Annotated in this window: 17 protein-coding genes and 1 pseudogene; 4 read left to right on the plus strand and 14 right to left on the minus strand. The window is 36.0% G+C overall.

Annotated elements, in window-relative coordinates; all coding sequences use genetic code 11:
- Positions 1-17: 17 nt before the first annotated feature.
- Entirely contained in the window at positions 18-200 is a 183-nt protein-coding gene (locus MKY17_RS14505) for a hypothetical protein (RefSeq protein WP_098369611.1), read from the minus strand.
- Positions 201-845: 645 nt separating this feature from the next.
- Between MKY17_RS14505 and MKY17_RS14510 the strand changes: the two genes are divergently transcribed.
- Entirely contained in the window at positions 846-2,036 is a 1,191-nt protein-coding gene (locus MKY17_RS14510; protein WP_098369610.1) for an MFS transporter, read from the plus strand.
- 482 nt (positions 2,037-2,518) lie between these two features.
- On the opposite strand, the gene MKY17_RS14515 is transcribed toward MKY17_RS14510, so the two are convergent.
- The 11 genes from MKY17_RS14515 to MKY17_RS14565 all read right to left on the minus strand — a co-directional run bounded on the left by MKY17_RS14515 (position 2,519) and on the right by MKY17_RS14565 (position 13,742).
- Positions 2,519-3,856 (minus strand): aspartate aminotransferase family protein, encoded by a 1,338-nt coding sequence (locus MKY17_RS14515; RefSeq protein ID WP_098369609.1) that lies wholly within the window; start codon positions 3,854-3,856, stop codon positions 2,519-2,521.
- Between the two features lie 101 nt (positions 3,857-3,957).
- Positions 3,958-5,421 (minus strand): NAD-dependent succinate-semialdehyde dehydrogenase, encoded by a 1,464-nt coding sequence (locus MKY17_RS14520; protein WP_098369608.1) that lies wholly within the window; start codon positions 5,419-5,421, stop codon positions 3,958-3,960.
- Positions 5,422-5,577: 156 nt separating this feature from the next.
- Complete coding sequence (locus MKY17_RS14525; RefSeq protein ID WP_098369607.1) at positions 5,578-5,772, minus strand: hypothetical protein; 195 nt, start codon at positions 5,770-5,772, stop codon at positions 5,578-5,580.
- 43 nt (positions 5,773-5,815) lie between these two features.
- Positions 5,816-7,495 (minus strand): hydantoinase B/oxoprolinase family protein, encoded by a 1,680-nt coding sequence (locus MKY17_RS14530; protein ID WP_098369606.1) that lies wholly within the window; start codon positions 7,493-7,495, stop codon positions 5,816-5,818.
- Between the two features lie 3 nt (positions 7,496-7,498).
- Positions 7,499-9,541: a hydantoinase/oxoprolinase family protein gene (locus MKY17_RS14535; protein ID WP_098369605.1), complete on the minus strand. Its 2,043-nt coding sequence runs from the start codon at positions 9,539-9,541 to the stop codon at positions 7,499-7,501.
- A 103-nt stretch (positions 9,542-9,644) separates the two neighbouring features.
- Complete coding sequence (locus tag MKY17_RS14540; RefSeq protein ID WP_098369604.1) at positions 9,645-9,884, minus strand: hypothetical protein; 240 nt, start codon at positions 9,882-9,884, stop codon at positions 9,645-9,647.
- Between the two features lie 17 nt (positions 9,885-9,901).
- On the minus strand, positions 9,902-10,909 hold the full coding sequence (locus tag MKY17_RS14545; RefSeq protein ID WP_098369603.1) for a DMT family transporter: 1,008 nt from the start codon (positions 10,907-10,909) through the stop codon (positions 9,902-9,904).
- Positions 10,906-11,229, minus strand: a complete 324-nt coding sequence (locus MKY17_RS14550) for a hypothetical protein (RefSeq protein ID WP_098369602.1) — start codon at positions 11,227-11,229, stop codon at positions 10,906-10,908. The genes MKY17_RS14545 and MKY17_RS14550 overlap by 4 nt, the downstream gene beginning before the upstream one ends.
- 202 nt (positions 11,230-11,431) lie before the next feature.
- The gene (locus MKY17_RS14555; RefSeq protein ID WP_098369601.1) at positions 11,432-12,133 is read right to left on the minus strand and encodes a FadR/GntR family transcriptional regulator; all 702 of its coding nucleotides are present in this window, start codon (positions 12,131-12,133) and stop codon (positions 11,432-11,434) included.
- A gap of 773 nt (positions 12,134-12,906) precedes the next feature.
- Positions 12,907-13,362, minus strand: coding sequence for an N-acetyltransferase (locus tag MKY17_RS14560; RefSeq protein WP_098369600.1), 456 nt, complete (start codon positions 13,360-13,362; stop codon positions 12,907-12,909).
- 83 nt (positions 13,363-13,445) lie between these two features.
- Positions 13,446-13,742, minus strand: a complete 297-nt coding sequence (locus MKY17_RS14565; RefSeq protein ID WP_098369599.1) for a hypothetical protein — start codon at positions 13,740-13,742, stop codon at positions 13,446-13,448.
- Positions 13,743-14,177: 435 nt separating this feature from the next.
- Here MKY17_RS14565 and MKY17_RS14570 point away from each other — a divergent pair, with 435 nt between their 5' ends.
- Genes MKY17_RS14570 through MKY17_RS14580 form a run of 3 tightly spaced genes read left to right on the plus strand, consistent with a single transcriptional unit; the run spans position 14,178 to position 17,625 of the window.
- The gene (locus MKY17_RS14570) at positions 14,178-14,885 is read left to right on the plus strand and encodes a FadR/GntR family transcriptional regulator (RefSeq protein WP_056528840.1); all 708 of its coding nucleotides are present in this window, start codon (positions 14,178-14,180) and stop codon (positions 14,883-14,885) included.
- Positions 14,886-14,909: 24 nt separating this feature from the next.
- A complete protein-coding gene (locus tag MKY17_RS14575) occupies positions 14,910-16,319 on the plus strand; it encodes an FAD-linked oxidase C-terminal domain-containing protein (protein WP_098369598.1) in 1,410 nt (469 codons plus the stop codon).
- 1 nt (position 16,320) lies between these two features.
- On the plus strand, positions 16,321-17,625 hold the full coding sequence (locus MKY17_RS14580) for a (Fe-S)-binding protein (protein WP_098369597.1): 1,305 nt from the start codon (positions 16,321-16,323) through the stop codon (positions 17,623-17,625).
- 22 nt (positions 17,626-17,647) lie between these two features.
- Here the strand turns inward: MKY17_RS14580 and MKY17_RS14585 are convergent.
- Both MKY17_RS14585 and MKY17_RS14590 read right to left on the minus strand, forming a co-directional pair.
- Positions 17,648-17,898: pseudogene (locus MKY17_RS14585) on the minus strand (transposase); the annotation flags it as partial.
- A gap of 62 nt (positions 17,899-17,960) precedes the next feature.
- Entirely contained in the window at positions 17,961-18,359 is a 399-nt protein-coding gene (locus MKY17_RS14590; RefSeq protein WP_098369596.1) for a hypothetical protein, read from the minus strand.
- Positions 18,360-18,755 lie beyond the last annotated feature (396 nt).

Below are 18,755 nucleotides of genomic sequence, written 5' to 3' on the forward strand. Positions count from 1 at the left end.
AGTCTAGCAAGTATTAATTAATGCATGCCTTTCCACTCACCTTGATTTTTAGATGCTTTTTCTTTTTTTGCTTTATTTTTATGTGCTTGATTAGCTTTTGCACTGCCAAATTCTTGGGAAAATTCTGAATCAGTTTTGCTTGAATTGAATCCTTGTTTGTTCTTTTGGTCTGCATCATTTTTCTTTGTTCGTTTTGCCATGGATACCCCTCCTTCTTATTTTTAGTATGAGATCAGAAAGAAGAAATATACACCGAATTAAAACCGTTAGTAACATGAATCTGTCATGTAATTCGGGTAAAAAACAAAGTGAATAATAAGTTCCGGTTCGGTTATTTTATAAGTTACATACCTACAATGTTGCCGTTTCCACATAAGGTGTTTGAAATTAACTTAACACCAGAATTTCTTGACTTGGATTTTTCCATTAATGACAACTCACTTCCAATTTATATTTTGCTTATCATCCTTCCATCCTTGATGTTTAAAGTGTAAGTATTATTGACTTTAGCATTCAAGGTCTCCCGTTTTTGCTATGATATTTTTGACAGCTTCCCTCTTCAGATTATCCTTAACTTTCTTTTTCCATTGTTCCCGTTTGTTTTTTTTTGCTTATTTTCATTAACCATCAAGATCCTTATGCTTTTCCTTTTTAATCCATTTTATTTTTTGTTCTATAACAAAACAGGTTACGGTAATATTAGTGATTCAAGTACAAGCTTTTTAGCAAAATATCAAACGATAACTAAGCAAGGGTTTTCCTCATAAATATTTTTTATGATATGATAGTTAGATTGTTTATCTACCCTGTGACACATTTACATTCATCTAAGAAAAGAGGTATTTATGCACGACACAGAATTATCCAAGCGACATTGGCTACTCATCTTAACACTTACTTTATTAACATTTGTTCTCGGGACAAGCGAATTTGTTATCATCGGGATCTTAACCGATATTTCCTCGAGTCTCCATATTACAAATGCAAAAGCAGGTACACTCGTTTCTGCGTTTGCGATTACGTTTGCCATTGCGACACCACTCGTGATGTCGGCAACAAGCCATTTTCCAAAACGTAAATGGATGTTGTTTTTGATAGGGTCGTTCATCATCTTGAATGCTTTGTGCGTAATTTCGACGAGCTACATCATGCTCCTTGCTCTTCGGATGATGACAGCAATCGTAACAGGAGTTTTAATTTCGCTTGCCATGATTGTTGCAAGCGAAACCATGCCAATCGCAAAACGTGGACTTGCTATATCATTCGTTTTCGGTGGTTTTACTCTTGCAAATGTAATTGGAGTACCAATAGGCACTGTCATCGCTGATTGGTACGACTGGAATGCAACCTTTCTGTTAACTACTTTTCTCGGTGGAATTGCGTTTTTGGCATCTTTCTTCATTTTGCCTACTATGAACAGTACATTTCGCAGTTCAATGCGTGAGCAATTTTCTTTGTTAACACACCCACGAATCTTAATGGCTTTTTTCATTCCATCTCTTGGATTTGGTGCAACGTATGCCGTTTATACGTATCTTGTTCCGATCTTGAAAGGAATGGAAGCACCAAGTAATTCAATTAGTTTGATCTTGTTTGGCTACGGATTCATTTCCATTTTCAGTAACATACTCGCGGGTAAAATTGCCAGCCACAATGCTATCGGACGCCTCCGGTTTGTTTTCCTCGTGCAAGCAATCGTACTGATCAGTTTATATTGGACGACAAATAATTTTATCTTTGGATTGATTAACATTGGCTTGATGTCATTAATGGCCATCCTTTTAACAACATCTACCCAGCTTTATTTGATAGACCTTGCCGGTATTTATCAACCAAAAGCTACAGGGCTAGCTGCTTCACTGATGCCAGTAGCAAGCAATGTCGGTATCGCCTTTGGTTCCGCTTTAGGGGGAATTGTTTACCATCAGGGAAATTTAATGAGTGTGACATGGGTCGGTGGGCTGGTTGCTATCTTTGCAAGTCTTCTAACTTTCCTAAGTCATCGCTTAGACCAAAAACAAAAGAAACTAGCATAAGATAGAAGCTATGAGCGCCTTGGTATGCTTCCTATGGTACCTGCAATGGCATAATAAACGAGATTACAGTTAATCCTTCAATAAAATTGAAGAAAGAAGTATCAAGAACGTTGAGTTGTTCTTTGATACTTCTTTTTAAAATAGGTATATGTGCTTACATCTAAATTCAAGCGGACAATTGCAAAAGAACTTATCAAGATCAATGTTTCTGATTAAATGAAATATTAATCTAAGAATCGAATTTTCCTTCTTAAAAATACATTAAAATTGATACGGTCCCACCTAGTTAATCAAAAAAAACATTATTGAGATATAACCCCAATGAATTTATATTCTTTATTTCTTCAATTTAGCAGCAGGTTTACGTTTCGAGTGGAGAAAACATTCGCTAGAAACATAAGATTTCTCCATCATAATATAAAAAAATTAATTCATGAATTAATGCCATCAATCCAATTTCCCTGAATCAATACTTTAATACTTTAGATAAGCTCTTTTTCGTTATGCTTCATTTTAACTGCAGATATAGAATCAGATATAACTTCTATCATTTTATGAACCTCATGCTTATTAATAATTAAGGGAGGGGAGAATACAAGCGTATCTTGGCCTTCAAAAATAACCGATCTAAACATTAATCCTCTTTTTGCAGCTTCTTTTACAACCAAAGGAGCTAGAGGGTTATTGAACCTTTCATTTGTCTTATCTTTTCCTAATTCAATTGCTCCTAATAATCCTAGTCCCCGTACTTCTCCAACAATATTTTGTTCTTGTTGAATCCACTTAAATCCCTTCAACATCTCCTCACCCATCAATCTAGCATTTTCAATCAAATTTTCTTCTTCAATAACCTGGATATTTCTTAAAGCTACAGCACATGCAGTTGGATGACCACTGTAAGTATATCCGTGAAGAAAAGTATCCGTAGAAAGTTCAATTAGATCTTCATGTATTTTTTTACTTATTACCACACCACCTAATTGTGCATATCCACTTGTAACCCCTTTTGCAATAATCATAATATCAGGTATAACACCAAAGTGTTCCATACCGAAGTATTTCCCTGTTCTTCCAAATCCAGTTATAACCTCATCTGCAATAAATAGAATTCCATACTTATCACATACGCTTCTACATTCTTTAAAATAATCCTCAGGAGGAACATGCACTCCTCCAGACCCTTGAACAGGTTCCGAAATAAATGCAGCAATAGTTTCAGGTCCCTCTTTTTCAATTAAATCAACAAGGGCTTCTATTGATTGATCTTCTACATGGAAAAAGTCTGGAGAAAATGTGTTTGAAAAATCCCGAAATGGTTTTAGACCTGTAGCATTGGTGGCTCCCATTGCTAAACCATGGTAGGATTTTTTCCTAGAAATAATCTTCTTTCGGTCCTTTTCGCCTTTTAATATCCAATAATGTCGTACTAGTTTAATAGCTGTATCATTTGATTCCGATCCACCAGAAGTGAAAAAAGTCGTATTCAGATCACCTGGTGTGATTTGAGAAATTTTCTCTGCTAATTTAATAGCTGGCTCATTACTAAATGTATTAAAACATGAGCTATATGCTAACTTTGACATTTGTTCCGCTGCAGCTTCTACTATTTCCTTTCTGCCATGGCCTATATTCACATTCCAAAGTGACGACATTCCATCCATAACTTTATTCCCTAATATGTCATAAAGATAAATACCTTTTCCTTCAGAAAAAATAAAGGCAGGACCATCTTCTTGTTGTTGTTTTATCGAGGATGTAGGATGTAGAAAGTGTTTTTTATCTAACTCGCTCAACTCTTGAAATCTATTTTTGTTACTCATAAGTCTAAACACCCTTTCTATCTAAAATTTGTTAAATGGTATTACTGGTATTACCATTTAAGAAAGTTCTCTACTGTTTTTTTCATATGTCAACACATTGTCTAATCTCGAATAATTGTAGTAATCAATTTCATTTCCAGAAAATCGTCAAGACAATCAGGGCCGCCCTCTCTCCCGATGCCACTTTCTTTTATTCCACCGAAAGATCCTTCTACTTGCGAGACTACTGTATCATTAATCCCTACCATTCCGTATTCTAATGCCTCAGAAACTCTAACTGAACGAGAAAGATTCTCTGTAAATATATATGCCGCCAGACCATAGTCTGTATTATTCGCTTTTTTTACTACTTCTTCCTCAATTTCAAAGCTAAATATAGGAGCGACGGGACCAAATGTTTCCTGATTAGCAATTAACATTTGGTCATTTACACAATCTAAGACTGTAGGTTCATAAAAATAACCATTTTTGTGATGATCTTTATCAGAAACTTTCCCTCCAACTACTAAGGTGGCCCCTTTTTGCAGAGCATCCTCTACATGTTTTTTTACTTTGTCTAGCCCACTTTTATTCACCACTGGTCCAACATCAATATTTTCATCTATTCCATACCCCATTTTTAGAGATTGGACTTTTTCCTTAAATAAATTAATAAATGTATCCTTAATTGACTCCTGTACATAAATTCTATTAGGACATACACAAGTTTGCCCTGTATTGTTAAACTTGCTCCTTACTACTTGATTCACTGTACTCTCTAAATCACAGTCTTCAAAAACAATAATTGGTGCATGTCCGCCAAGTTCCAAAGAAACTCGTTTAACTTGGTTAGCTGCTTTTTTATATAAAAGTTTTCCCACTTCTGTTGAACCAGTAAAAGTAATCTTCCTAATTCGTTTATCTTCTAATAGGATATCTCCTATTTCCTTTGGATTTCCAATCACAAGATTAATAACTCCCTTAGGAACTCCAGCTTTCTCTGCTAGTTTAAAAAATTCAATAGCAGATATTGGGGTTTGTTCGGCTGGTTTTAATACGACTGTGCAACCTGCAGCAAGCGCGGGTGCTAATTTTCTAGCCACCATTGAAAGAGGAAAATTCCATGGTGTGATTGCTGCAACCGGTCCAACTGATTGACGTATAATGGAAAGACGTTTTTGCTTTTCAGATGATTGCATCGTTTGACCGTAAATTCTCCGTGCTTCTTCAGCATTCCAACGAAAATGTTCAGCAGCAATCTGCACTTCACTACGTGCCTGAACAATAGGTTTTCCCATTTCATTTGTAATGACCGACGCAAAATGATCTTCATTTTCTAATAAAAGGGAGTAGAGTCTCAATAAAATATCCGCTCTTGCTTTAGGAGTCTCTTTTGACCAACTCAAAAAAGAATTACAAGCAGCATCTATTGCTTCCTTTGTCTCTACCATGTTTCCGGAAGCGACTTGCCCCACAACATTTCCATTTGCTGGATTTACCACTTCAATAAATTGATTGGAAATTGAATCCTTCCACTCCCCATTTATAAATAGCTGATATTTTTTTGGAGACTTTAATATTTCCATTTTAGACCTCCCGTTACACTATTTACAACTTCATTTATTTTCATATCATACATGGCCTTTCATTTGGGTATGAAAGGCCATGTATGACGTTTTTCTTGCCCTTATTTAATGTGTTATTAGTAATTTGTTATCATATTCAATACTGTAATTTTTTATTTAGATTAATAAATTTTGGGCTTGTTTCTTTTTTTGAACCCTAATCTTTTCCCAATCCACACACCAATCTGAGCAAAATAATGATTGTACTCCATGGATATTTAATGTCTCAATTCTATTCTCATAAACTAATTTTCCGCATACTGAACATTTTTCATATTTTTCCACGTAATAACCATTACTCGAGAATTTCATCAAATCATCTCCTCATAATTAAATATTTTAACATTCAGGGATTTTAATAGATTGATAATGCTGCTCCTTCGGACACAAAACCATCCTTAATATCCTCTTCCAGTTTACTTCTATCTCTATCACATGGATCTCCATATCCGCCACCACCAGGTGTAACTATCTTTACTCTATCTCCCTTTTTCACCGTAAGATTGGAGAATTTACTTGAAGAAACCTTTCCATAAGCTTCTTTTACATTTTTCCATTCACTCTCTCCATTTTTCATCACGAGCGTTGCACCTAGTCCACCTTCTTGACCGTTAAATAATCCAAACGGCGCAATTTGATGTCGATCTGACATTTGGCTTACAGTTATTTCTTGGGCCACACATTTTAAAACCTTTTCAGCACCCAATCCACCACGATACTTTCCAGGGCCGCCAGAATCTTGATTTAAATTAAAAGATTCTATAAGCCATGGAAATCTCGTTTCAAAAACTTCAGTTGGTGTCGTACGACAATTTCCGTTTATCGAGTCAACCATATTGTTTCCATCAGCATATGGGCGCGCACCCCATCCTACAGCTTCTAAATCATAGCAAACATAATATTCATCATAGTCATCGTGATGCCCTCCAAATACAAAGTTTAGATGAGTACCACCTTCACAAGCCATGACCTTCTCTGGCACTGCCTTAGAGAAAGCACCTATAATAGCTAATGCTATTCTTGGATGTGTTTCCGTATTGCCCCCTACTTCCGGTGCTGGGAAATCAACATTTACTACTGTTCCTGGAGGAGCTACTACTTTAATAGGTCTAAAACATCCAGAATTCTTTGGAATTTCAGGATCTGTAATATGCAATAAGGCATTATAAGCTGCTGAAACAGATACACCATAAGTAGCATTAATCGGTCCACGTGCTTGTGGTGAAGTTCCCGTATAGTCTACAATGACTTCTTCATCTTCCACATACACATTTGCTTTAATCGTGAAAGTCTTATCTTCAATTCCATCATTTTCAATATAATCTTCAAAATCATAATAACCATTTGGAATTTCCTTTAATTCTGCACGCATACGACGTTCAGAGTAATCCAATAGATCATCTACTGTCTGTGTAAAGATTTCTTTTCCATATTTAATGATTAGCTCTGATAATCTTGATTCACCCAAATTAACAGAACTGATTAACGCTCTTAAATCACCGTAATTATGTCTCGGTGTCCTTACATTAGCTAGCATAATTTTCCACACAGCCTCATTGTCTTTTCCTTCGTTAATAATTTTCACAGGAGGTAATCTTATCCCTTCTTGAAATACTTCCGTTGCTTCTGCAGCAAAACCTCCTGGAACGATTCCACCAATTTCTGCTATATGTCCAATGGCGACCGCATAACCAACCACTTCCCCGTCTACAAAGATAGGTTTAAATAATGTATGTTCTGGAATATGCAATCCCCCTCTGTATGGATCATTATGAAGAATGACATCTCCAGGCTTCATTTCAGAAACAGGTATTTCTTTGATACAGTTATCAATTAAAACTGGCATACCACCAATCATTGCAGGGCAGAAATCAGCAACTGCTATTAATTCCCCTTTTGTATTTGCAAGACCACATGTAAAATCTAAAGCTTCATTAAAAATAGTAGAATAAGAGGTTTTCATGAGAGTAATTCCCATCTCACGGCAAATTGATATCATTGCAGAATTAATAATATTCATTGTTACATAATCCATTTATTAACACCCTTCCTTTGTTTTAATATGAAGATTTCCAAAGTCGTCAACTATTACGATATGATTAGGCCTAATTACAGTTGAAGATGCACTTTCCTCAATAATTGCCGGACCAGCAATTCTATGACCGGCTAATAGAGTATCTCGATCATAAATAGCTGTTGCCAAAAATTCATCATCAAATCGAACTAAACGTTCATCTTTTGGAACTGCGATTCCTCCATTTGCTAAGTCAATATTTTTTAATTTTGCTTTCTCAGGTTTACTAATGACTGTAACTTTGTAGTTAACAATCTCCATCACTTCACCGTCAATTTTGAAACCAAAACGATCATTGTGCATATCATGGAAAGTATTCCAAATATGTTGAACATTATCTTCATTAATTTGGGCATAAGTAAAAGGAATATCTAATTCATAGTTTTGGCCTAAATACCTCATTTCAATGGATGTAATAACTTCAAGATTTTCTCTGTATCCTTGTGAAATTAAGTCATTCATACCGGTTTCTTTTAATTCTTGGAATACTCGATTTGCTCGATCAATATCAAAAAACTTAGAGGTCATTTGGACAGTTCGCTGCAAATCCACTCGGGCATCACATTGGACAAAGCCAAACGCCGAAAATTGTCCTGGGTACACTGGAACAATACAATTTGGAATACCAGCGATATCAATAATGTCGCTTGCATGTACAGGGCCCGCTCCACCGAAACTGAGCATTGTAAAGTCACGTGGATCATATCCTTGTTCAATTAATACCATTCTTAATGCTCCAACCATATTGTTATTGGCAATCTTCACAATTGCCAGTGCAGTTTCTTCTACAGACATTCCTATTTGTTCACCCAGTTTTTCGATAGCTTTATAAGCAGAATCATAATCAAGTTTCATTTTTCCACCAAGGAAATTTTGTGGATTTAAACGGCCTAATACTAAATTGGCATCCGTTACAGTCGGTTTCTCTCCACCATTTCCATAACACACTGGTCCTGGATGTGCACCTGCACTTTCTGGTCCAACATTTAGCATTCCGCCTTTATCTATAGAAGCAATACTTCCGCCACCTGCACCAATTGTACGAATATCTATCATTGGTACTTGAATAGGGATTCCCCATTCAATTTCAAAGTTCGTCGTAAATTGTTCTTCTCCGTTTACGATTACCGCTACATCTGTACTAGTTCCACCCATATCAAGTGTGACAAGATTATCAATTCCACATAGATTTGCAATTGATTTTCCAGCTACAACTCCTCCAGTTGGGCCTGAAACTGCAGTGTTAATCGGAGCTTGATCAGTAGCATCGATGGTCATAATTCCACCATTTGATTTCATGATTCCTACATTTTTTGTGATGTTCATATCTTCAAAGTTTTCTTCTAACGTTTTCACATAGTTTGAAACAATCGGTTTAATATAGGCATCTGCAATAACTGTACTGCCTCTTTCGTATTCCTTCCATTTTGGGAGAACTTCATATGAAATCGAAACTGGAATTTCAGGTAGGTATTTTTTAAAGAGAGATTTTATTTGTTGTTCATGTGAGGGATTTACATAGGAGTATAGAGTGTTAATTGCAATAGAATCAATATCGCCTCTATTTCTTATTTCTTCTGCGATTTGTTTTACTTCTTCTTCATTTATTTCCTGTAATACTTCGCCTTTATGAGTTAATCGCTCTGTAATCTCAAAACAATTCCTCCGTTTTACCAGTGGTTCAGGCTTAATCCAACTGATATCATAATGTTTTTTTCGATTTCCCCGTTGAATAAATGGGACATCTTTAAAGCCTTTTGTTGTAATAAATGCCACATTTCCCCCTTTTCTTTCTAAAATTGCATTTGTGGCAATGGTTGTGCCATGACGTATTTGACCTACACTTGTTAGATCATCAAAATTATTTAATCCAGTCAATAAACCATTAATAGGTTGTTTAGGAGTAGATAGATTTTTCCAAACTTCTACTTCTTGTGTTTCTGTGTTAAAAGATACAAAATCAGTAAATGTACCTCCCATGTCAATGCCGCAAATGTACTTACTCATACTTGTTCCCCCTTATTAATTCTAACTATTTTAAATATTACAAAATTTATTGATATAGTTACTTGACCGTTTAAAGAAATGAAATCCGTTACTGATTCAAAAATTAATGTTTCCGATACTTCTTATCAAAGATTAACGCTATATATACTAAAGCAATAAGTACTGTTGAAGTAGCGACCCAACGCCAGCCGTCTTGTGAAGTACCTAACGGTTCCCACCAACCATTTATAATAATAATGATAAATGGAATAACAAATACCATTGAACTTGCAAGGACACCACGAATTAAGTAATTGGCTTCTTTTTCAGATATCTTTAAATATTCGTTTTTGATCTCATCCAATTGGCATTACTCCTTTTCTATTCTCTTAATTTACTTATTGAATTGGACGGCCTTAATAACATAACACTAATTCCAGCAAACATGATTAGGGAACCTATTAATAATGAAGTGCTCCAAGTTCCGCCATAAACAGTCATCGAAAGAAGTGTTGTCCATACAAACCCTGTACTCGCTAATAATCCTCCACCAACAGTTCCTGCTGTATTTATTCCTATATATAGAGCGACAATCATATAGACTCCCCAAGCACCACCAGTTACTGCAGCATATGCCCACCACATAGGTTCTTGAAACATTATACTAGCAATATCTGTAAACTTAGGCATTATTGTGAAGTTAAGAATAATCAAAGCGACTAATGCCCAGCCAGCTCTCCAAAACAATGTACTTTCTTCAGGGATCATATCTGAACCAGCAGCAATCGCAAAGTTCTCAACTCCATACATGATGGCAGAAAGCAGTCCCATAGCAGCACCTATCAAAACAATTGTTCCCGAAACACCCTCTGGAGCTGCAATACTCATTCCACCAGATGCAACCCAAATTCCAGCTACTATAAAGATAACTCCTACTATTGTCCACTTTTGCAGTATCTTTTCCCTATAGACTAGTGAAGTAATGACAGCTCCCCAAAATCCAAACAATGCTGCTAAAGGACCAGCAATTGCTCCTCCTACTATCGCAGAAGCTGAAAAGAATAGAAAATCGCCAATCATACCCGTCATGGCGGTAAAAACCCCGTACCATGAAATTTTTGATTTGAAAATTCTAAAATTATCTTTTGCGCTTCCAACCATAAAAGAATAGATAAAGATAGCAAGCAGACCAAACATATATTCAAAAAATTGAAATGCCATTGAACCTGTAGGGAATGCCATATTAAAAGGGGCTAAAGTCCCTGCTGAACCTGCAAAACCAAAAGCTACTCCTAGCATAGGAGCACCAAGTGCTGCATACACCATCCCTATTCGAACTTTACGAGATTCTTGCAACATTTTAATTTTTTCTAAAGACTCGGCGCTCATGCAGTGCCCCTCCCCGTAATTAGATTTCCTATTTTTAAACCTAATTCATCAATAATTTTTCGAGGTGAGAGTTGGTAATCAATAAATTCCTTGTGACGTGCTTGTAATTTATACTTCCTTAAAATAGAGTCATTGTGAGTTACCACCTCCACTTCATCTGTCCAACTTTTATTCGATAACTCAAGTAATATAGAGCGAATTTTACTTAGCGATTGTTTATTGTAATGATTCTTTAATCCTTGGTATATTTCATACTCCCAAATTCCATCTTCGGAAAAATATAAAATTGAATAAATAGAATACTTTAAAGGTGGTTTCACTTTTTCACTCCTAACTATAATTTCATAATATTGTCTAGCCAGTTTGCACATAACAATGCAGTAATTACCGCAATTACAATACTTACTGTAGCTGGAATCCCAGGGTGAAAAATCGGTAGCTTCTTATCCATTTTTTACAACCCCTTTTTTGTTTTTTCGTATAACTAAAACCTTAGTACATCACCCCTTTCAAAGTAGCTATTTAAATTAGTTTATCAATCTTGAGTAAACTGATTTCTTCACCGAATAAATTCATATGATCATGCATGACTAATATCGCACGATCAACATCTCTTGATTCAATTGATTTTATCAACATCCAATGATGTTCTTGAGCTTTATCCATTACATTGATAAAACTACTTGTATAGTTAGTTAATAAGAAAGTCGTATGTTCAGTCATATCAAAGAATGAATTAACTAAAACAGAAAAAATTGGATTTTGAGTTGAACTAGCTAAAGTCCTATGAAATTTTAAATCCCAGTCTAAAAAACTACTGATACTGATGTCTTCATCCATTTGGTTACAAATGCTTTTTAATTCTTCGATATTGTCACTACTAGCCTTTTTAACAGCTAATTTAATGACTAAAGTTTCAAGTTCATGACGAACCTCCTGGATATCTTCAATAGAGGAGTCATATTTGTCAATTACTCTTTTCAAAGTTTCAGTAACTAACGTATCTTTTATCTTTGTAATATAAGCTCCTTTTCCTGGTTTTATGGTAATTAACCCTTTTTCCCTGAGAATAGTGAGTGCTTGCCTAATCACATTCCTACTTACATTGTATGATTGTGTTAACTCTCTCTCAGAAGGAAGTTTTTCTCCTTCTTCATAAATTCCTTTGTTAATTTTGTTCTCTATTTCTTCAGCTACTTCAAAATATAATAAATTTCCACTCATCTCTAATCACCTTATTTCTTTTATTGGTTACACCGGTATTACCAGTATAACCAGAAAAAGCAAATGTTTTAAAAAAATAATATGTTATTTAGTTCTTGATGTAATCTTATAAAAAGATATTCAAATACACCATCATTTTCCAGTCGGCCATGTGTAAATCAGAATAAAGTTTAAAAATTTTTTATTAATCAGAATATTCTTAATTAAAAATTAAACTAACTGTTTGCCTTTGTCAATCTTTTTTTTCTTAAAAATTATCCCATTTTCGCATTTGTATTTTTTAAGAATCTTTGTGATAAATACCGTCTTCTTCGGGATCAGACTAGGTACGCTACCTCAAAGTTATGTAAAAAAACACATTTTACTTTTGCTTTCTTAATGTATTTGCACGGACACTAGCTGATGTTGAGTTTAAACATATTCCTAGATTTCGAAATATGATTTGACGTTTGACTTGTAATATCTAATTCAATCGCTAGTACTTTATTTAGAATTTATTCCAAAATTGTTTTTTCGGCGTTAACTTCTCTCCGAAAGGACGAAGAAAATGGCACCATCGTTAGGGGGCCATTCTCTTTCTCTCGTAACCTTTACTTTTATATTTTAAAGCTATAAATACATATTTTACTTAAATATACTCATCACTCTCGTGTGTCACCCTCTCTTTCTAACCACTTATCATAAGGTGCTTTCTACTTAAAATTACATTAACGGAAATATGTAATCCGCCTTTATTAAGGACAGCCATAATTGAATGGACTGATGATAATTTTTTATCCAATATAATTAATCATTGCAACTTCATCACAAGAGTTAAACTTTGGGCAATTCATACAATCAATCCACACTTTTTCTGGCAAAGTATCCTTTGAAATAATTTCAAAGTTACATTTTTTAAAAAACTCCGTTTCGTATGTTAATGATATTAATCTGCTAATTTCAAGTCGTGAGGCTTCATTTATAATATGATTAACTAATTTACGACCTATACCTTGACCAGAATGACTTGGAGCAACGACTAATGAACGTACCTCTGCCAGGTCCTGACCTAAAACATGTAATCCGGCAACCCCAAGTATTTTATTATCTTCTTTCATGACATACATACATTGTAAATGTTGATATAGGGATAATTTTGTACGAGGTAAAACTACTCCTTGTTCAGCGTGAATTTGTATTAAATTATAAATATTTTTAACATCACTAGTTACTGCATGATAAATATCCATATTTTATCTCCTTATTAGATCTTAGAATGTTTATTATAAAAATATATTATTTTGTATTTTTATGCAATTAAATGTTTTTTTATTTATGTCAACACTACGACGGCTCCCAACGTAACAAGAATAAGTGCAATCCATTTTCGCGCACCGGACTTTTCCTGCAACACGTTGCTTGGAATTTCAAACAAGAAATAGCTGATTAAGAAAATGCCAGAAACGCTTCCAAACATCTGGCTTGTCAGTGCCAGTGCTTCGTTCTTGTCCAAAGCCGCATAACCTAAATTCGCTCTGTTAATGAATGCGATTACATACAAGACAATAAGAAATGGTACAATTCGTCTTTTCACTTTTCTAGTCGTTTGTCTTTCTAAACATAGTTGCATTGCTCATGTCGCTCACTCATAAATGCAAATATTTAAAAACAAAAACCTCAATTTATTTGTTAATGAGAATAAGCTAAATAACATTCCATTAATTGAAGACTGAAAACAACTTAAAAGTACCCTTTTACATCAGTAAAGTTTCTAAAGTTCTTCCCTTTTAATATTAAGTTTTACAGTTTGCGAAACCAGGTTGTAGTCATTAAAGAAAACTCTTGATTAACTCAACAGTTTTTTATACAATATTTGTAATACAAATATTCGTTTTTCGTAGTTTAATTAAAGGTTTTTCTTTATTATAAACAAGTTGAAAGCGCTTTCTAATTGATATTTCTAAAAATTAGAATAAAATCTCAATGCATTCCATAAATATGTCATACAAATTATTAGCTTTTATCCTTCTCTATTGAGATAAAACATGAAAGGTGATAGATTATTTTGTCCCAAAAAGAAAGTGTTTCTCAAATGATCTCCCGTGAATTATTAAACATGATTGAAACAGGGCAGTTCCGTCCAGGTTCTAAGCTGCCAACGGAAAAGGAGTTAACGGCTCATTTTTCTGTAAGCAGAGCACCCATACGCGAGGCATTAAGCATGCTGCGTGCTGCTGGTGTCATTAACTCCCGTCAAGGAGGCGGAAGCTATGTGGAAGAAACGACAAGTTCAACATTCATACATCGCATACAAGTTGAAAGAGATGATGTTGAAAATATTAAGTATCTATTTGAGATGCGAAAGATTCTGGAACCTGAAGCGGCCTATTTAGCTGCCCTAAGACGTACACCAAAATGCCTTGACCAAATGAAGAATATTTTAAAAAGAATGGAAGAAGAATCTATTGAAAAAGGAACTACTGCCATCCATTCTGATATAGAATTTCACAGTTCCATTATTAAGGCTACGCAAAATCCGATTATGATTCAAACGCTTGAAAGCTTATCTACTCTCTATGAAAAAGCGTTAAACATTACTCTTCGTCCAAACGAACAATTAAAACGAAAACGTAAAGCAGTCTACGATGAACATCAAAGCATTCTTCTGGCAATTGAAGCAGAAGAGCCCGAATTGGCTAAACTTCAATGCCAGATTCATTTAAGAAACGCCGAGAAAAAATTAAGTTTATTTTTACAGGATTATACAGTATAGCAAAACAGAAAGGATGATAATGAAATGAAAGTAGTAACCGCCAATCACATTCAGGAAATCGATGCAATTATAAAAACGGGAAAAGTCTATACAGATGAAAGTGACCGCTTTAGCTATTCATTCGATGCTTCATTCGGGACGTATTTGCCGGACCTCGTCATTCAGACAAAAAGTACAGAAGAGCTAGTATCCCTCGTGAAGTTTGCGAATCGGGAAAAAATCCCTCTTTATCCACGGGGCCAGTCTACTAGTTTAAGTGGCGGGCCGCTTCCGGTTAAAGGGGGCATCGTCCTCGATTTATCTGTGATGAATGATATTCTGGAAATTCACGAAGAGGACCTTGTAGCAGTGGTTTCTCCTGGTGTTTTGACATCGAATATACATAAAGCAGCTGAACAAAAAGGATTTATGTATCCACCTGACCCAAGCAGTTCTCACGTCTCGACAATTGGCGGCAATTTAGCTGAAAACTCTGGAGGGCCGAGGGGGCTGAAATACGGCGTAACGAAAGATTATGTTATTGGCCTTGAAGTGATTACACCTGAAGGAGAACTCATAAAAACAGGCGGGAGTACCGTTAAGAATGTGACAGGATACGACTTAACGAAGCTGATTGTCGGATCAGAAGGTACACTCGGCATCATTACGAAAGCAGTGCTCAGACTCATTCCTAAACCGAAGGCTACTGCAACAATAATGGTTATTTTTGATAGTTTAGTAGATGCAGGAAGTGCGATTTCCAAAATTCTTGCTGCCGGTATCTTCCCTTCAAAAATGGAATTGATGGATCAGGCATCCATTGTAGCAGTTGAACAGTTTGAGCCACTTGGCTTACCTGTTGATGCGGCTGCACTTATTTTAATTGAAATGGATGGCCATCCACTTGCTTTGCAAGAAGAAGTTGCTCAGGCTTCTGAATTATGTCGTGCCGTAGGAGCAAGAGAAGTTAGAATTCCAAAGGACAAAGTCGAAGAAGCGGAACTTTGGAGAGCACGAAAGCTCGTATCTCCGGCCATTGTTCGGATTAAGCCTACGAAAATTTCAGAAGACGCCACCGTTCCTCGCAGCAAAATTCCTCAAATGTGTGAAAGACTGCAGAAAATAAGAGACAAGTATGGTGTTCATCTCGTTGTTTTTGGGCATGCAGGTGATGGTAACCTTCATCCTAACATTATTTGTGATAAAACGGATAAAGAAGAAATGAGACGCGTTGAACTAGCTGTTGCGGATATTTTTATGGCGGCCATTGAGCTTGGAGGAACCTTGTCCGGCGAGCATGGCATTGGAATGATGAAAGCTCCCTTTATGGAAATGGAGCTAGGGGCAGCTGGCCTCGATATTATGAAACGGATTAAAGAAGTATGGGATCCAAATAACATTATGAACCCAGGGAAAATTTTCCCTGAACCGGGACAAAAATTGGAGTTGAGCTAACATGGAAACATCACTTAAACAGTTAAGAGCAGAACTTCAATACGACAAAACGAATAACTGCGTACAATGCGGCTATTGTTTGCCTGTGTGTCCGACTTATACAACATTCGGAAAAGAGACACATTCACCACGTGGTCGAATTAACTTAGTGAAAATGGTCGGTGAAGGAAAAATTACAGACTTATCTGTTCTCGAAGAACCATTCGATTTGTGTTTAGGCTGCAGGGCGTGCGAAACAGCCTGCCCGACAGGTGTAGAATATGGTTCCATTTTAGAAGCCACTCGCGCAGCACTTGTCAAACGCAAAACCTTTTCTATTCCTGTGCGACTACTTCGAAAATCAATGCTGAAAAAGGTTTTCCCAAGTAGGAAGATGATGAACGTCACTGGACACTCCATTTGGCTGTACAAAAAAAGTGGGCTGCAAAAAGTGACTCGTTCATCAGGTATTATGAAAAAGTTACCTTATAATCTTGGTGCATTCGAAGCAATCATGCCGGAACCGGTTTCACCGGTGGAACGAGGGCGTGCCCTGACAGAAGTGAAAGCAAAATTGAATCCGAAATATGTAGTTGCCTTTTTCACCGGTTGTATTATGGATGCGATGTTCCACCACATTAACCAATTATCCATTAAGCTTCTTTCAGAAGCGGGCTGTGATGTTGTCGTTGTACCGAAACAAACATGCTGCGGCGCACTGCACGCCCATTCTGGAGAAATGGATGAAGCACGCAATCTTGCGAAACAAAACATACTGGCTTTTGAAAAAGTGGAAGCTGATTTTGTTGTCAATAATGCTGGAGGATGCGGCGCCATGTTATATGAATACGGTCATTCACTTTCAGATGACAGCGAATGGGCAGACAGAGCAAGAGCCTTTTCAGCTAAGTCAAAAGATATCAGCCAAATTCTTGTTGAATGCGGATTACCAGAGATAGCAGCCCGAGCTGGCGAGAGAGTTACGTATCAGCGCTCTTGCCATATGACGAACGTTCAAAAAGTAACGCAAGAACCAGTCGAATTATTGAAACAAGTGCCTGGAATACAACTTATTGAAATGGATCAGGCTGACATGTGCTGTGGATCTGCAGGCATTTATAATATTTTAAACTATGATTCATCCATGCAGATTCTTGACGAGAAAATGAAGCACACTAAAGCCACAGAGGCAGCTGTTATTATTACAACAAATCCTGGCTGCCTATTACAGATGAAACTTGGTATTGATCGTGAAGGACTCACACAATCAATGCGCGCCCTTCATCTAATTGAATATTTAGCTGAAGCTGCCGGTATCGATTATTAAATTCCTTCTTCCTGCCCCATAGTACGGCAAGATACCAGGAATGACGTAGTCTTGTCAAAACCCCTTTTAGTAATACGAGGTTGCCTTAAATTTACCCGATGAGTGAACGCTTAGAGCCACTCCAGTGAAGGCAACCTATTCACCCATTTTAGAGATAATCTTAGCTGCGATTTTCCCTCCTATACCGGGAATCGATTGGATGACCTTATATTCTTCCATTACATTTGCCAGGGTAACTACAAAATTTTCCAAATCAGAGAGGTATGCTTGGTAATGAAAAGGCAACTCAAACGAATTATTGTTTTTTTATATGTTCATGAAATTGCCCTGTTTTCTTAAAAAACATGTACATCTCCAGAGTTCATTTTATTCTTTATTTTCTGTACGTTGCTCAGTTCATCGGCAAATGAAAGAAAAGACTCCCTATCATGTGCATCTAGTGCTTCGTTTACTTTAAAGCTCAAATGGTTAAGTTTTAGGTTCAAATCCAAAATGGAGCAAATGCTACCATTGGTATACAGTTCCTCAATATCTTCCACATGCATAAAAAACTGAAACTCATTGTTGACAACTATTAAAGAGTGCCATCCTAGGCAATCAACGTACTTCCGTTCGTTTGTAATTGTCCAAACATCACCTTGAAGAAACTCAATTATATGTTGGTGCTTTTGCCCAGGACAGCAGCAGCTTACTTGATGCTGAAATAATTCCAATATTACAAAATTTTTATTCATAGGTTTTCCTCCCTCACTCACATTCAGTTTTTTTTGAATTCTACTTCAATCTTAGCTCTTTGTCAGTCAGACTGTTTTTGATCAGAGTTACCGTCTATTCTGATAAGGTTGACTAATTTTTTAATTTTTCTTCCTGGTCCAAACTGTATATTCATTATTGTCGCCTTTTTAATATCGAAATTCTTTTTATTGACATGCAATATAACTAAATGAAATTGATAATCATTTTCATTTAGTATTTTATATGATAATGATTATCACTGTCAATCTGTTTTAGCCAACTTTTCATATTTTTGTTTTGTTGCCTCGGAAAAATAGATGCCCAGTTACTGCTGTCAAGCTCCATCTTATGTATTATATAAGTTTTTAAAAGTTCGTTTTAGTCATGTCCTAATA

Source organism: Peribacillus sp. FSL P2-0133 (assembly GCF_037975445.1).
Taxonomy (GTDB): domain Bacteria; phylum Bacillota; class Bacilli; order Bacillales; family DSM-1321; genus Peribacillus; species Peribacillus simplex_E.

Coding starts and splice junctions, on each gene's coding strand:
- MKY17_RS14535 (WP_098369605.1), bottom strand. CDS start 9,541: ATGAGTAAGTACATTTGCGGCATTGACATGGGAGGTACATTTACTGAT.
- MKY17_RS14515 (WP_098369609.1), bottom strand. CDS start 3,856: ATGAGTAACAAAAATAGATTTCAAGAGTTGAGCGAGTTAGATAAAAAA.
- MKY17_RS14555 (WP_098369601.1), bottom strand. CDS start 12,133: ATGAGTGGAAATTTATTATATTTTGAAGTAGCTGAAGAAATAGAGAAC.
- MKY17_RS14545 (WP_098369603.1), bottom strand. CDS start 10,909: ATGAGCGCCGAGTCTTTAGAAAAAATTAAAATGTTGCAAGAATCTCGT.
- MKY17_RS14560 (WP_098369600.1), bottom strand. CDS start 13,362: ATGGATATTTATCATGCAGTAACTAGTGATGTTAAAAATATTTATAAT.
- MKY17_RS14575 (WP_098369598.1), top strand. CDS start 14,910: ATGAAAGTAGTAACCGCCAATCACATTCAGGAAATCGATGCAATTATA.
- MKY17_RS14565 (WP_098369599.1), bottom strand. CDS start 13,742: ATGCAACTATGTTTAGAAAGACAAACGACTAGAAAAGTGAAAAGACGA.
- MKY17_RS14580 (WP_098369597.1), top strand. CDS start 16,321: ATGGAAACATCACTTAAACAGTTAAGAGCAGAACTTCAATACGACAAA.
- MKY17_RS14520 (WP_098369608.1), bottom strand. CDS start 5,421: ATGGAAATATTAAAGTCTCCAAAAAAATATCAGCTATTTATAAATGGG.
- MKY17_RS14525 (WP_098369607.1), bottom strand. CDS start 5,772: ATGAAATTCTCGAGTAATGGTTATTACGTGGAAAAATATGAAAAATGT.
- MKY17_RS14510 (WP_098369610.1), top strand. CDS start 846: ATGCACGACACAGAATTATCCAAGCGACATTGGCTACTCATCTTAACA.
- MKY17_RS14505 (WP_098369611.1), bottom strand. CDS start 200: ATGGCAAAACGAACAAAGAAAAATGATGCAGACCAAAAGAACAAACAA.
- MKY17_RS14530 (WP_098369606.1), bottom strand. CDS start 7,495: ATGGATTATGTAACAATGAATATTATTAATTCTGCAATGATATCAATT.
- MKY17_RS14590 (WP_098369596.1), bottom strand. CDS start 18,359: ATGAATAAAAATTTTGTAATATTGGAATTATTTCAGCATCAAGTAAGC.